This is a genomic window from Gracilibacillus thailandensis (assembly GCF_010994055.1).
GTDB lineage: Bacteria > Bacillota > Bacilli > Bacillales > Amphibacillaceae > Gracilibacillus > Gracilibacillus lacisalsi.
On sequence record NZ_WJID01000035.1, the window covers coordinates 31562 to 45282 of the forward strand.

Annotated in this window: 13 protein-coding genes; 8 read left to right on the plus strand and 5 right to left on the minus strand. The window is 35.7% G+C overall.

All coding sequences use genetic code 11. The features are described 5' to 3' along the window. Positions 1–46 precede the first annotated feature (46 nt). Together GH715_RS11660 and GH715_RS11665 are read right to left on the minus strand one after the other, a co-directional pair. A complete protein-coding gene (locus tag GH715_RS11660) occupies positions 47–1138 on the minus strand; it encodes a hypothetical protein (protein WP_153835440.1) in 1092 nt (363 codons plus the stop codon). 321 nt (positions 1139–1459) lie between these two features. After that, on the minus strand, positions 1460–2332 hold the full coding sequence (locus GH715_RS11665; RefSeq protein ID WP_153835439.1) for a helix-turn-helix transcriptional regulator: 873 nt from the start codon (positions 2330–2332) through the stop codon (positions 1460–1462). Between the two features lie 74 nt (positions 2333–2406). Between GH715_RS11665 and GH715_RS11670 the strand changes: the two genes are divergently transcribed. The 3 genes from GH715_RS11670 (at position 2407) to GH715_RS11680 (ending at position 4660) form a co-directional block, all read left to right on the plus strand. After that, positions 2407–3093: a DUF4386 domain-containing protein gene (locus GH715_RS11670; RefSeq protein ID WP_153835438.1), complete on the plus strand. Its 687-nt coding sequence runs from the start codon at positions 2407–2409 to the stop codon at positions 3091–3093. Positions 3094–3238: 145 nt separating this feature from the next. Further along, positions 3239–3673, plus strand: coding sequence for a hypothetical protein (locus tag GH715_RS11675; RefSeq protein WP_153835437.1), 435 nt, complete (start codon positions 3239–3241; stop codon positions 3671–3673). Positions 3674–3727: 54 nt separating this feature from the next. Beyond that, positions 3728–4660: a DMT family transporter gene (locus GH715_RS11680; protein WP_205601852.1), complete on the plus strand. Its 933-nt coding sequence runs from the start codon at positions 3728–3730 to the stop codon at positions 4658–4660. 89 nt (positions 4661–4749) lie between these two features. On the opposite strand, the gene GH715_RS11685 is transcribed toward GH715_RS11680, so the two are convergent. Both GH715_RS11685 and GH715_RS11690 read right to left on the minus strand, forming a co-directional pair. Beyond that, positions 4750–5841 carry a copper resistance D family protein gene (locus GH715_RS11685; protein ID WP_153835436.1) on the minus strand — a complete coding sequence of 364 codons (1092 nt, stop codon included), beginning with the start codon at positions 5839–5841 and terminating at the stop codon, positions 4750–4752. Further along, positions 5838–6422 carry a copper resistance CopC family protein gene (locus GH715_RS11690; RefSeq protein WP_153835435.1) on the minus strand — a complete coding sequence of 195 codons (585 nt, stop codon included), beginning with the start codon at positions 6420–6422 and terminating at the stop codon, positions 5838–5840. The genes GH715_RS11685 and GH715_RS11690 overlap by 4 nt, the downstream gene beginning before the upstream one ends. A gap of 330 nt (positions 6423–6752) precedes the next feature. Here GH715_RS11690 and GH715_RS11695 point away from each other — a divergent pair, with 330 nt between their 5' ends. The 4 genes from GH715_RS11695 (at position 6753) to GH715_RS11710 (ending at position 12823) form a co-directional block, all read left to right on the plus strand. Then, positions 6753–8663, plus strand: coding sequence for a PTS mannitol transporter subunit IICBA (locus GH715_RS11695; protein ID WP_153835434.1), 1911 nt, complete (start codon positions 6753–6755; stop codon positions 8661–8663). Between the two features lie 88 nt (positions 8664–8751). Continuing rightward, positions 8752–10830 (plus strand): BglG family transcription antiterminator, encoded by a 2079-nt coding sequence (locus GH715_RS11700; protein WP_153835433.1) that lies wholly within the window; start codon positions 8752–8754, stop codon positions 10828–10830. 5 nt (positions 10831–10835) lie between these two features. Beyond that, positions 10836–11975, plus strand: coding sequence for a mannitol-1-phosphate 5-dehydrogenase (locus GH715_RS11705; RefSeq protein WP_153835432.1), 1140 nt, complete (start codon positions 10836–10838; stop codon positions 11973–11975). A 131-nt stretch (positions 11976–12106) separates the two neighbouring features. Further along, entirely contained in the window at positions 12107–12823 is a 717-nt protein-coding gene (locus GH715_RS11710) for a nucleotidyltransferase domain-containing protein (RefSeq protein WP_153835431.1), read from the plus strand. 276 nt (positions 12824–13099) lie between these two features. Here the strand turns inward: GH715_RS11710 and GH715_RS11715 are convergent, their stop codons facing one another. Further along, on the minus strand, positions 13100–13423 hold the full coding sequence (locus GH715_RS11715) for an ATPase (RefSeq protein WP_153835430.1): 324 nt from the start codon (positions 13421–13423) through the stop codon (positions 13100–13102). A 149-nt stretch (positions 13424–13572) separates the two neighbouring features. On the opposite strand from GH715_RS11715, the gene GH715_RS21880 reads away from it, so the two are divergent. Continuing rightward, complete coding sequence (locus tag GH715_RS21880; protein ID WP_272953889.1) at positions 13573–13701, plus strand: RAxF-45 family protein; 129 nt, start codon at positions 13573–13575, stop codon at positions 13699–13701. Positions 13702–13721 lie beyond the last annotated feature (20 nt).

Genomic DNA, 13721 nt, shown 5'->3' on the forward strand with positions numbered 1-13721 from the left:
TCTTGGTCTGTCTAAGTTCTTGCAGAGGTAAAGGAAGACTAATCATTTAACGACGTATTATCTTGATCGTCGTCTTATCTTCCTCTTCTTCCTCTTTTTCATAGCCATAGGCGATAGTGTTTCCATCACAACTTACTACCACTTTTTTAAGATCTTCTTCTTCTCCAAGTTCAATCGTATAAAATGGAGATGTTTCCTCAGATTCTATATCATAAACTGTCAGTTCATTTTCTTTTTGCATTACTATTTTACCGTCAGCAATTGGAAAGACTTCTGTACCTTCACCAATTTCTTTTTGCTCAAAACTGTCTCTGTCTGTAATATAAAAGTTAGCGAGGCCTATTATATCTTCACTTCCCGTATATTTTCGTGTGACAGCATATTGATTATCTAAGGTTACTTTGACTGAATTAGCATCCATCTCCTCACCAATGGACACTTCATTTAATTCACCTGTTTCCGTATTATAGTGTGAAATTCCTTCCGTGTAACTGATATACAATGATTTTGCATCACGTGATAAAGCTAGTTTTGGTTCATGAGTTCGTTCTATTTCACCAAATAGGTCATATAATTCTTCCGTCAACTCATACATTTCTATTTCATCGTTTTGATAATCCCATAGATAAAAATTCAATTCATCATATCCATCACTTCTCACTGGAATTAATCCTTCTTTTTCACTTACATACCCTGGCCCTACGTGAAAGAAGTCTTCAGCTTCAACCGTTTTTAAAAACTCTTCAGATTCCCCTGTTCGCGGATCATATTTCACAAGAGTGTATGGAGTTGTTTCATTATTCGGGTCATTTATAGTTGAATAAATGTTACCTTCAGGATGTAAATATGAAAAGTGATCAAAGGTTTCCATATCAAGTTCTTCAGTCTCTCCATCAACCCATACCTTCATCCGATCTGGTTCGCTAAGACTTTCATCCTGTTCCCCATAATTTAAAATTTCACCATCATCGCTTATGAAAAAATTATGTGGTGCAAGATGACCTTCTACATCAAGGGAAGCTATCTCTTTAAATTCACCTGATCCTCCTTTTGATCCTGAAGCGTCATCACTACCGCATCCAACTATTCCAAAAAGCAAAATAATAGATAGTCCCGTAAAAATATTACCTAGTTTCATTCTTTTTCCCCTTTCCATTCTATACCTGAATAAGAATACCATAACTTTCCATTATGCTATATAGTATAAAAGTTTCATTTTTTTCCAAATATTATATTTGTAATGGAAAGGGAATTATAGGAAGTAAACAGTTTCTACCTTCCAAAAAAATACAAAACTTCGCATAACACATTTAAGCCAACTACAACATTATATTATGGCAGCCTGTTAACCTTGATATCGTTACAGCAAGAAATGGAAAGTATAACGAAAACTTTTCCATTATTTTATAAGTATACAAAGTGATTTAAAAGGAAAGGAGGATGAATTACTTCAATCATATTAAATATCAGTATCCATTTGTAACTTTTTGATCGGAGTATAGATATGATAAGTGGAGTCCAGTTGGTGAATGTCTTCAAAAACTTGCACAAGTTCGATATGAGAATCTCCTGTTTCTTGTTTGGAGATTTTTAAAAACCTTGCGTAATCCGTTTTTAAAACCTCGCTGATATCAATTAGGTCACCAGAATATTTGAACTTAGCACAAAAAAGCTGCGGTACATTCACGGTGAAAAAGTGTGGGTGATCTATTTTTATATCCTGTGAAATCCCAAAGAGAACCTTGAAACGAGTGGAATTAGGCTGACAATCTGAATAGATGACATAACATGATCCTTGAATTGCTTCGTCAATATTGTTTAACAGCAATTTGGAATGAGAGCGAATTTTTGATCTATAATCTTCTGTTGCTAGATCCACTTCAAAAGCAATTCCATTCAACTCAATGGTTGGAAATTCTGTAAGGGTAAAATCGGTGACGATATCACCATTGATGTTTTTAATTGGTCTACTTACAACTGGAGGGATAGGTACTTGAGGTAGGCTGTTGTGCCCTTTTCCTCTTTGAGAACTTGGTGCTATACCATATTGGCGTTTAAAGGCACGGGTAAAAGATGCTTGCGTTCCGAAGTTAAGTTGATAGGCAATATCTGTGAGTGATAAATCATCGTTTTGCATTAATTTTAGGGAAGCATTCAGTCTTCTGGTTAAGATGTAATGATTTAATGAATAACCCATCATCGCAGAAAAAAGTCTATGAAAATAGTATTTGGACATGTTGAAAGAATCAGCTACAGACTCCACGGATAATGGTTCTTCGATATTGTCTTCAATGTATTTTAAAGCACGCTCGATGACTTCATAATGGTCCATAATTAACGCCTCTAATCTTAAATGATTGTGTAATTATTATATCATAGGTGAATTATTTTAAGGAGGAAAATAGTATGACAAAAGACAGAATGAATGGAATGATTTTAGGTATTTTATATATTACAGCTGCGGTTACCTCAATTATAGCTGTTATTCTTTATGATCCAGTTTTATCAGAACAATGGTATATGGCTGTGGGCAATGGGCTAGAGTTACAAATATTAATGGGTGTACTAAATGAAATAGCTTTGATTGTATCCATGATAGGGACCGCTGTATTATTCTATCCGTATCTGCGTCACTGGAACGAACATATTGCTTTAGCTCAATTTAGTTTTCGTTTTATGGAAACCGTCTTTGTTGCTATAGGTACGGTAAGTATTTTAGCTCTTTTACAATTGAGTATTTATCATGATGCAGGTCAACTAATCAATGATGATACTGGTTATATGTTGCAAGCTGTTCACCAGTGGATATTTATTTTAGGACCTAACTTAATGTTAGGGATCAACACGTTCATGTATAGTTATATATTATTCAGAACGAGACTTATACCTCGACCATTAGCAGGATTTGGCATGATCACCGCTATTTCAGTATTTATTGCTGGGATGCTGGAAATGTTCGGAGTGGTGGAGCAATGGTCAACAGCAAAAGCTTTGATCGCCTTACCAGTAGGTGTTTATGAAATAAGCTTGGCAGTCTGGCTGATTGCGAAAGGATTTAATAGGCAGATGCTTGAAAAATTAAAAGAGAATTAATGGTTCAATTTTGCTGAAGAAAAGCTGAAAACTAAATAACTAATCAAATAGCATGCCAAATCGTATATGGAGTGGTATGCTATTTTTGGTGATGCTTCAATAAAGAGAATGGTTTCCATTTAAATGGAAAGGGAACGAGGGAGTTATGTTCAGAAGGTTTTTGTTTGTTATTCTTTTGGGGATTGTTCTTCTAGTTGGATGTAATTCGGACTTATCTTTGTCGCTCACTGAAAAGAGTGACGGTAGTCTTAGCAAGGATATCCAATCGTTTTTTCATGACGTTAACGAACAAAATGGTGTTCACCTCTACTTTGATAACCAAAATAGCTCTATCTTTGTATATCTCAACGGTTCGAATGTAAAACAAGGTGAAAAGGCTGTTCACTTTACTAATTTTAATGTCAAAGCAGATCGTGAAACAATAAGTTTATCATATGAAAGTGATCAAACGTCGAACTATTCAGATGAAGCATTCAGCAATGAGTTGTTTTATGAGATAAAGGTAGATAAAAATTATGAGACTATTAAACTTTTTAATAATGGTGAGGAAACTCATTTTGGATCTATTTCAGGTAATTAGTAGATAAACAGGTATACAGATACCAAGCAGTTAGCTAGGAAGGAAGTAAGAAAAGTGAGTATTCAATCTGAAGAAAAGAGCAAAAAAATTTATTTTCTATTATTTTTGGTTCCACTCTTTTGGGGTGGAGCTTTTGGAACAGCTCAACACGTTATTACGGAAATTTCACCACTAATAGCAGCAACATTACGATTTGGTTCCGCTGGACTGTTATTATTGATTATTGTTTTACTACGTGGTGAATGGAATTGGAAAGTATTAAGAAGACGATGGTTCGGTCTTTTTTTGATGGCAATTACGGGAATATTCAGCTATAATGCTTTCTTCTTTATTGCTTTAAAATATACCAATGCGGTTAATGGCTCTTTAATTATGGCAACTTCTCCTGTTTTCATTACATTAGGGGCGATTTTCTTTTTGAGTGAAATATGGAACAAACGTTTAGGAGTTGGCTTATTTCTATCGTTAACAGGTGTAGTTCTTGTCATTATGCAAGGGTCCTTTCAAACTTTACTTTCCCTCTCCTTTAACAAGGGAGATTTATTGTTTATGGCGGCTTTAGCTAGTTGGGTTATCCACGGGTTAATAGGAAAAATTGTGATGCAAGGGCAAGGGGTTTCTCCATTATTTACAACAACTATTACTACTTTAATTGGTTCGATCTTTCTTGCGATAGGCTCATTTTTCGACGGAGAATGGAAAGCAGTATTAGCTATGTCTGGTCAATCATGGCTGGAGATGATCTACATGGTCGTTTTTGCAACTGTCATTGGCTTTCTTCTTTGGAATATGGGGATTCACCAGATTGGTGCGAGTAAAGCGAGTATTTACATGAATCTTGTTCCAATTAATGCTGGTTGGATTGCTGTTGTCTTGTATGGAGAAAGTGTAAAATGGGAACAACTTTTTGGTATGTTACTCGTTATTACCGGAGTGTTTATTGTTACATATAAAAAGAATTTAAGAGGGTTGAAAGTACAAACGTGATGACAAAATATAACAATTCCTATCAAAGAAGTTGTGTCCCATTCATAAAAAAATCACTCAAGATATACCTGAGTGATTTTTTTAGTCTTTTAGATCGCCACAGCATTCATTAATCCAAAGTACAGACTTGTGGCACCAAGTCCGGCCATAACTAGAGCTATATAAGGAGAAGTTTTTTGGACGAAAGTGTAGAGTATACAGCCTAAAAACAAAAGACCTATTAGTAAGAATAATATACTTTGACCGTTTAACTCTAAGATTATATCTGTAGTGGCGGGAACAGAAGCGAATGTCTGAAATAAAATGGACGATTCTCCTGCTTGCAGTGTCTGTTCTATGTTGTGTGGTGGTTCTTGCTCAGTCATAATTGCCGTTACCGCAATAACAATTAAGATAATGAGGCTTTCTGCCCGCCACCAATTTATAGGAGAATATTGTGCATCCTGCTTTACTCTTTTTCGAATAAGCACGCTATTGATAAAGGCGAAAAAGAGAATCGGAATAAACAATAAAACCTTCCATAATAATGCTTGGCCATATGGCAATGTCCATGAATTAACGAAATTTTCGTTTAGAAAATAGTTCATAAACATTCCAGATAAAGCTAAAATAGTTACACAGCCAATGGCAAATGGGGTAAACCAACTAATAAACTTCTGCCAATTGTCATTATTCTTTGAGAACCAACTGGTGATAAATAATACGCCAATCCAAGCAGTAACAGCCGTATAATGAAACAAATGTGCTGTCGCTCCAGGATAGCTTCCCATACTGGCTGAATGCCCAACGATAGCCTGTGTTAATAACATTCCGAACGTTAAGAACAGCCCAATCGTATACAAAATTATTATTGTATTATTGTGACGTAACACAAATAATAAAATGATAAATAGAAGAGCTAACACACTTAATGCTAGCCAAGCTTGTCCTAGAGCGATATTGGTGATCACATAACCTATACTTGCGATAATAGGCTCTTCTCTGTAATGGTTCAGTGAAAAGGCAAGATCGAACAATGAAATAAATGAAAGTAAAGGGATAAGGATAATGGCTATAGCCATTGTTTTCTTTGGTATGTCGACAGATGTTTTCTTATCCTTAGGAATAACCCCAAGCAAACATACTCCCATAAGAATGGCGAAACAAATGTATAGCAAGCCATTACTTATCGATACAATCATTTTTTCTTCTTCCTAAGCAGGAGGATGGCGAGAATAGCAACAATGACAAGGGCAATTGCGAATACAACTATCAGTGTGTTATTTTCATTCTCCTGATCAGTAGCGTCGTTAGCTTCATTTTCCTTCGCTGGGTCTGTTTCAATTAATTCTTCTTCTATAGTTTCTTCAGTAGCCTCTTCTGATATTTCTTGATCATCAATGGCTTCTTCCGTTTTCTCTTCCTCTACACTTTCAAATTGATAAGCTAACTCTTGTTCCATCACATGTCCGTCTTCACCAACAATACTGTAAAACAACGAGTAATTTCCATCTTTCAATGAATCTGGAAGCGTGACAACGAATGTGTCTGCTGGTTCATGGGTAACTTCCTCTAGTTGTAATTCTTCTCCATTTTCATGTGTTAAGGTGATTTCATTTAGTTCTTGGACTGTCGATTCAAACTTTAACGTAATGGTTCCTGTATCTTCATTCAAGACCGAATTTTCTTCTGGATCAGAGGTCTCTAAGTGGGTATGTGCACCAACAATAGTTGGGAGAACAGTCAGTAATACAATAATAAAGAAAAAGCTTCGTTTAAACATTTTTCATCTTCCTTTCAGTTATCTAACAATAATATATCTCTTTTATAACAGATCACCCCCCTTTTTACTATGGATAATTTTCGACAAATCCATGATGAAAATATGAAGGGATGCAGCTGATGAGTTCAAAACAACCTCGGTCAAATAAGAGAATCAATCACACTAAGGAATAATATACAATTGGTGTATAAAGCGTATTCTGTCAAGAAAAAATAGGTTTGTCATCAGCCGTGCGACAAAGTTAGTTTTCAAGTATCTTGAAGGTAGGATAACTGTGTCATATGATTTATTTGAGGGATATAAAAAACTACATGGAAAGGGAGAAATATAATGGCTCAGTCAAACATAAAGGTAAAAGTCCAGCAGTTTGGTAACTTCCTTAGTTCGATGGTACTGCCAAACATTGGTGCATTTATTGCATGGGGACTTATTACTGCGTTATTTATTGCAGATGGTTTTCTTCCGAATGAAAACCTTGCAAAATTAGTTGATCCAATGGTGTTTTACTTGCTACCATTGTTAATCGGTTACACAGGTGGTAAATTGATTCATGACCAGCGTGGCGGTGTCGTAGGTGCGATCGCTACAATGGGGGTTATTGTAGGTGCACCAGATACACCGATGTTCTTAGGTGCCATGATTATGGGGCCGCTTGGTGGTTACGTAATTAAAAAGTTTGATCAAGCAATAGAAGGAAAAATTAGATCTGGTTTTGAAATGTTGGTGAACAATTTTTCAGCTGGGATTCTTGGTGGACTACTTGCGATTCTTTCATTCTTGGGTATTGGCCCAGCTGTAAATGGATTTACTCAACTACTAGTTGCAGGTGTGGATTGGTTAATTAGTGCAGGATTATTACCATTAACAAGTATTTTTATCGAACCTGCCAAAATTTTATTCTTAAATAATGCAATCAATCATGGGATTCTTTCTCCAATTGGACTGGAACAGGCTAGAAGTACAGGTGAATCTATTCTTTTCTTATTAGAAGCAAACCCTGGACCAGGTCTTGGAGTTTTATTAGCATTTATGCTGTTTGGAAAAGGTACTGCAAAACAATCAGCTCCGGGAGCAGGAATCATTCATTTCTTCGGGGGTATTCATGAAATCTACTTCCCATATGTATTAATGCGCCCGCTGCTGTTAATTGCTGTTATTCTAGGTGGTATGAGTGGGATTTTCACCTTAGTACTATTAGGTGGAGGTTTATCAGCTCCTGCATCACCAGGTAGTATATTTGCGATTGCTGCCGTTACACCTGGTAAAGGAAGTGTTTATTTCGCCAACTTTGCTGCTGTAATCGTAGCTACTATTGTTTCGTTCGTTATTTCTGGATTTGTGTTAAAATCAAGTAAACAAGAAGACGAAGATATTGAAGAAGCTACACAAAAAATGCAAGAAATGAAAGGAAAGAAAAGTTCTGTTGCTGGAGCACTGCAATCTAATCCAGGAACGCTTCCGGAAAGTGTAAACAAAATCGTTTTTGCTTGTGATGCCGGAATGGGTTCAAGTGCAATGGGAGCTTCCTTATTACGTAAAAAAGTGAAAGCTGCAGATTTAGACGTTTCTGTCACCAATACAGCAATTAGTAATTTACCAAATGATGCACAGATAGTTATTACACAAGAAGAATTAACTCCACGTGCGAAAGATAAATTACCTAATGCTTATCACATTTCAGTTGATAACTTCTTATCAAGTCCGGAATATGACAAGTTAATTGACAGTCTGCAAAATGGTGTCTCTGAAGAACAAGCTGAAATGGTTGAAGAAACAGAGGCGGAAGTAACGGCTGCAGATCACGCTCACGATGATGACGACTTGTTGCGTGAAGAGAATATCTTCCTTAATCAGGAATTTGCTACGAAGGAAGAGGCTATTCGTTTCGCAGGTGAAGTGTTAGTTAAAAACGGTTATGTAGAAGAAAGTTATGTGGATGCGATGATCGATCGTGAAAATGTGACTTCAACTTACATGGGAAATAATGTCGCAATTCCACATGGTACAGAAGAAGCGAAAAAAGCGGTATTACGTTCAGGGTTTACTGTTCTTCAAGTACCGAATGGTGTTGACTTTGATGGTCAAGAAGCGAAACTAATCTTTGGTATCGCAGGAAAAGATGGTACGCACTTAGATATTCTTTCTGGTATCGCTGTGGTTTGTTCAGATGAAGAAAATATTGAACAGATGGTACAAGCGCAAACAACGAAAGAATTGTTAGGCATTATCAATAGTAAATGATCCATAAAAGAGTAGAAAGATGGTATGTTACTGTCTTTCTATTCTGTTATATTACCTGAGAATTTAAAAAAAGAAACGAGTGGGTAGCATGTTTATAACGTCAAGAGAAAAATCAATCATTGATTTAGTAATGAAGACGTCTGGTAAGCACACACCACATTCACTTGCAAGCTATCTTCATGTAAGTGTTAGAACCGTACAGCGTGATTTGAAGGCTGTTGAAAACATTTTGAAGTCCTTTGAATTACAATTGAAGCGTACAACCAATGATGGTCTGATGATTGATGGAAAAAATGAGAATATTTTTAAGCTAATGCAGCAGTTGTACCATGTACATCCAACAGATGAAACACCTGAAGAAAAAAAGCTGCAACTACTCATTACATTATTACATGAAGGATCGTTTTTTAAGGCGCAGGTCCTGGCAAAACAGCTAGGAGTAAGTGTTACAACGCTTGCTTCTTATTTGGATGATTTGACAGATTGGTTAGCGAATTTTTCGATCGAATTGACACGAAAAAGAGGTGTCGGTGTCAGTATAGCTGGTAGTGAAGCGAATATGCGCCAAGCATTAGCAACTTATTTTTTGTTTCATTTCCATGAAGAGCTATTAGCAAGTTTGTATCTATTGCAAAGGAATAATCAATTAGAAGATTCTGTACTCAGTTACTTTTCTCCGGATTATCTTGTCGTAATTGATGAGATGGTACATCATTTGTTTGACAGAGGGCAAACAAGATTAGCAGATAATGATTACTTAGGGCTTATCGTTCACATAGCAATAACGTTGCAACGGGTAGAGCATGATTTTGTGCTGGAGGAAGCAACAAAACTAGATGATGAAGAATCGACAAGAGCATTTGAGCTAATTAGTCAGTTATGCGACGATTTAAAATCCGAATTATCGATCCCATTAACCAAAAAAGATGTTCATTATTTAGCGGTTATTTTAAAAGGGTCCAAATTGCAAGATTCTGAGACGGTAGATTATGACAGTATTATGCTCGGGCAGATTATCAAGAATATTATTCAAGATGTTTCCAGCCAATTGCATGTTGATTTATCTCGAGATTTTTCATTATTTCAGGGCTTGCTAGCCCATATGGAACCTTCAATCTTTCGGCTAAAGCATCAGATGGGATTGTTTAATCCATTAACAGAACAAATAAATAAGAAATATCCCGTGTTATTTATGGCTGTTCGGAATAGTTTGGAGAAAGAATTTCCTGACATCAGCTTCCCAGACGATGAAATTGCTTTTATCGTTCTGCATTTTGGCTCGGCATTATTAATGAATGAAGAGAAGACAGCGATACATGCTGTTATTGTTTGTCCAACCGGAATAGGTACCTCCAAGATGCTAGCAAGTCGGATTCAAAAAGAATTTACGGAAATTAATTCTGTTGAGATCAAATCCATGAAAGAAATGGAGATGTCAAATTTAGATAAGTTTGATCTTGTTATTTCCACTGTCAGGCTTCCGTTTGATGATGTTCACTATATCTTAGTATCACCGTTATTAAGTGATGAAGACATCGAAATGATTCGCAGCTTCCTGCAGAATAATATTCAACAATTAACCAGTAAGAATGAGTATGTGAAGGACAAAGGTAAAGTGAACTTACAAGCACCATCAAGCTTGCAAGATGTTTTACAGGAGATGAAAGATGTTCAAACCAGTATCGAATCCATCTTGAATAATTTACGCATATATTGGAAGGTTAACACCGATTATCAGCAAGTGTTAAAAGAGATGACAGCAGAATTAGAACAAGAAGGATTAATTACAGATGCTACTAAAGTTTTTGAGAAGCTACAGGAAAGGGAGAAAGTGGGCGGTCTAGGAATTCCAGGTACGAATATGGGATTGTTTCACTGCCGTGATAACAGTGTTCAACAGCTTATTTTTCAAGTTTGTCATTTAGAACATCCTTGTGTAATTAAAGGTATGGATGGCAAGGAAGTACAGTTAAAAAATGTACTATTAATGCTATCTCCCGAAAATCTAAGTTTAAAAGAACAAGAAATATTAAGTCTCATCAGTACTAGTCTGATTGAGAATGATGCAGCATTGATGATTTTTTCGTCATCAAGTGAAGCAATGATTAAAGGTAAGCTAGAGGAGTTATTTTCAGATTACCTTCAAAATAAATGGATAAAGGAATGATCGTCATGAAACAAGCAGTTCATTTTGGTGCAGGAAACATCGGTAGAGGTTTTATCGGAGCATTATTTTCTGAGTCAGGATATCATGTAACTTTTGTTGATATTGCCGATAAAATCATCAATCAATTAAATGAACAAAAGAGCTATCAAGTACAGTTAGCAACAGATAAACAAGAAACAACTACGATTAACCATGTATCTGGCCTCAATAATATGACCCAGGAAAATGAAGTGATCGAAGCAATTACAAACGCAACCTATTTGACCACTGCTATCGGTCCTAACATTTTGCCAAGAATTGCACCGTTAATTGCACGTGGTATCTCTGAACGAGTGTACCAAACAGAAGAAAAGCTATATGTAATTGCTTGTGAAAATCAGATCGGTGCAACAGATATTTTGAAGCAACACATTTTAGACAATCTTGATGAAGATACAAAAGAAAGATTAGCAGGACGAGTGCAGTTCTTTAATTCTGCTGTTGACCGTATTGTACCAATCCAAGAAGATAATGAATCACTTGATGTATTAGTAGAACCTTATTATGAGTGGGTTGTAGAAACGACAGAGGATATACCAGCTGTTGAAGGAATGACGATTGTTGATGAGCTTGCTCCTTTTATTGAGCGAAAGCTATTTACGGTTAATACAGGACATGCAGTCATTGCCTACCTTGGCTACTTAAATGGCAAGTCAACGATTGATAAAACCTTAGCAGATGAAGCAATCGAGAAACAAGTGGAAGCAACGTTAAAAGAGACTGGTGATTACTTAGTGAAGCAATATGGTTTAGACGGAGAAGAGCACTTTAACTATATTCGCAAAATTGTCGAGAGATTCAAAAATCGATATTTAAATGATGGTGTAACAAGAGTAGGCCGTGCTCCAATCCGAAAACTTGGACCAGAAGATCGTTTGGTTCGTCCTGCAACAGAAGCACACAAAGCAGGCTTGCCGTTTACAAACTTAGCAAAAGCCATTGCTGCTGCGCTATTATTTGACCATCAAGAGGATGAAGAAGCAGTAAAACTTCAAGCGATGATCGAAGAAAGCGGAATTGCCAAAGTGTTGCAGGAAGTGAGTAATCTTGCAGAAGATAGTGAAATTACGCAAGAAGTTGTGAAACAATATGATTTGTTGAAATAAATAATGAAAAATGGTTCAGTTACGTACAAAAAGTAGCTGGACTTTTTTTATACAAGGCGTTGCGCATTTACGTTGAATTAGTATATTCTGAATGTAAACTTGAATTGAAGTCTCGAAAAGGGGTGATGGACATGGAAGGATATAACAGGTTATCACCAAGAGAAGCGGCAGGTAAGTTCATACAAAATCGTTTTAGAAATTGTCAGGGCGCACTTTTAGCAGGAAGTGTGATTCGAGGAGAAGCAACTAAAACATCTGATTTAGATATTGTCATATTTGATCGAAATATTCAATCAGCTTATAGGGAGTCTATCATTGATTTGGGTTGGAATATCGAAATTTTTGTCCATAACCTAACTTCCTATAAAGATTTTTTTGTAAGTGACTGTGAAAGTGCAAGACCAGCATTACCAAGAATGGTAGTGGAAGGGGAAGTTATTATAGATAAAGGAATAATAGCAGCCATTAAGAATGAAGCTAAGGAATTACTAGATAAAGGTCCAAAAAAATGGTCAGAAGAAACTATAAATACGAAAAGATACTTTATAACCGATGCCCTAGACGATTTAATTGGATCTCTTGATCGAGCAGAATCTCTATTTATAGTGAATAAACTTGCTGAACAAGTAAGCGAATTTGTGCTTAGGACCAATAATAAGTGGATCGGTGATTCTAAATGGGTCATACGTTCATTGAAAAATTATGATGAAGAGTTTGCTGAAAGATTTGTAGATGCGTTTGATACTTTTTATAAAATTAATCACATAGACAAAATAATCATGCTAGTTGATGAAGTTTTAAGTCCACATGGTGGCCGTTTATTTGATGGTTTTTCTTTAGGAAAATAGCTTCGTAATAATACGGCATTTGAGAAGTATTTTGTTTCTAAATTATTAATGAACAAGTCAGAAATTTGATAGTAACTCCTGTATAACATGAACATCGCATTAGAATGCTATTTCTTAATAACAATAGACAACTTATAATTCGCATGAACTTGGCATGATTAACCATAAAGGAAGTGAATGTTCTTTCTGCTTTTCTACTATCAAAAAGTATTGAATTTTTAGTATGATTTTCTATAATAGAGTGGACATTCGTGCGACATATAAAGTGTTTACTTATCATTTCTGTTCTTTCTTTTTCCACATTATATAGTTATATCCCAATTGTACACCAAACACGAGCAAAGCAAATATTACGAAGGTGATAAAAACAGGTATGCTCCAGTCCGAGAAATAATAGATGGTGATAATGGCAATAATTATTATCGGAGAGCTTGTTAAAGTACGAATCATCTTTCTTCTGTAACTAAGCTTAAAATAAGAGAATGTAAAGCCTTTATCCTGTTTTTCCTTGTCTTTATATATAAGTGAAAAAATAAGTGTAACGATTAAAACAGCTATCACTGGAATAATGATTAAAAAATTAATATTAGCTAAATCCAAGAACTCAGTCCTTCCTTGAAAATAGTTATCTAGGTTTCTAAATCCTGTTTTTCATTCTAACATTTTAGAACAAGTAAAAATATCCCTTGAAAATTATTCCTTTAAATAATAAAATTAAACTAACTATAATGAACGGAGGTGGTGGTAAGATGTTGAATCAAGCTGTTTTAGTGTACGGTTATTGGACTGAATTTCTTTATTTTAACCGTGCAAAATTTGCGATTGAATTTGTTAATGGGATACGTATGCCCTTTTTTAACAATTCAATAGCAAGCTAAAACAGTGAAAACATCTCTTA

What these genes read in the sequence shown, in the direction of transcription:
- GH715_RS11660 (WP_153835440.1), bottom strand. Translation starts at nt 1,138, where the DNA reads ATGAAACTAGGTAATATTTTTACGGGACTATCTATTATTTTGCTTTTT.
- GH715_RS11665 (WP_153835439.1), bottom strand. Translation starts at nt 2,332, where the DNA reads ATGGACCATTATGAAGTCATCGAGCGTGCTTTAAAATACATTGAAGAC.
- GH715_RS11670 (WP_153835438.1), top strand. Translation starts at nt 2,407, where the DNA reads ATGACAAAAGACAGAATGAATGGAATGATTTTAGGTATTTTATATATT.
- GH715_RS11675 (WP_153835437.1), top strand. Translation starts at nt 3,239, where the DNA reads ATGTTCAGAAGGTTTTTGTTTGTTATTCTTTTGGGGATTGTTCTTCTA.
- GH715_RS11685 (WP_153835436.1), bottom strand. Translation starts at nt 5,841, where the DNA reads ATGATTGTATCGATAAGTAATGGCTTGCTATACATTTGTTTCGCCATT.
- GH715_RS11690 (WP_153835435.1), bottom strand. Translation starts at nt 6,422, where the DNA reads ATGTTTAAACGAAGCTTTTTCTTTATTATTGTATTACTGACTGTTCTC.
- GH715_RS11695 (WP_153835434.1), top strand. Translation starts at nt 6,753, where the DNA reads ATGGCTCAGTCAAACATAAAGGTAAAAGTCCAGCAGTTTGGTAACTTC.
- GH715_RS11700 (WP_153835433.1), top strand. Translation starts at nt 8,752, where the DNA reads ATGTTTATAACGTCAAGAGAAAAATCAATCATTGATTTAGTAATGAAG.
- GH715_RS11705 (WP_153835432.1), top strand. Translation starts at nt 10,836, where the DNA reads ATGAAACAAGCAGTTCATTTTGGTGCAGGAAACATCGGTAGAGGTTTT.
- GH715_RS11710 (WP_153835431.1), top strand. Translation starts at nt 12,107, where the DNA reads ATGGAAGGATATAACAGGTTATCACCAAGAGAAGCGGCAGGTAAGTTC.
- GH715_RS21880 (WP_272953889.1), top strand. Translation starts at nt 13,573, where the DNA reads ATGTTGAATCAAGCTGTTTTAGTGTACGGTTATTGGACTGAATTTCTT.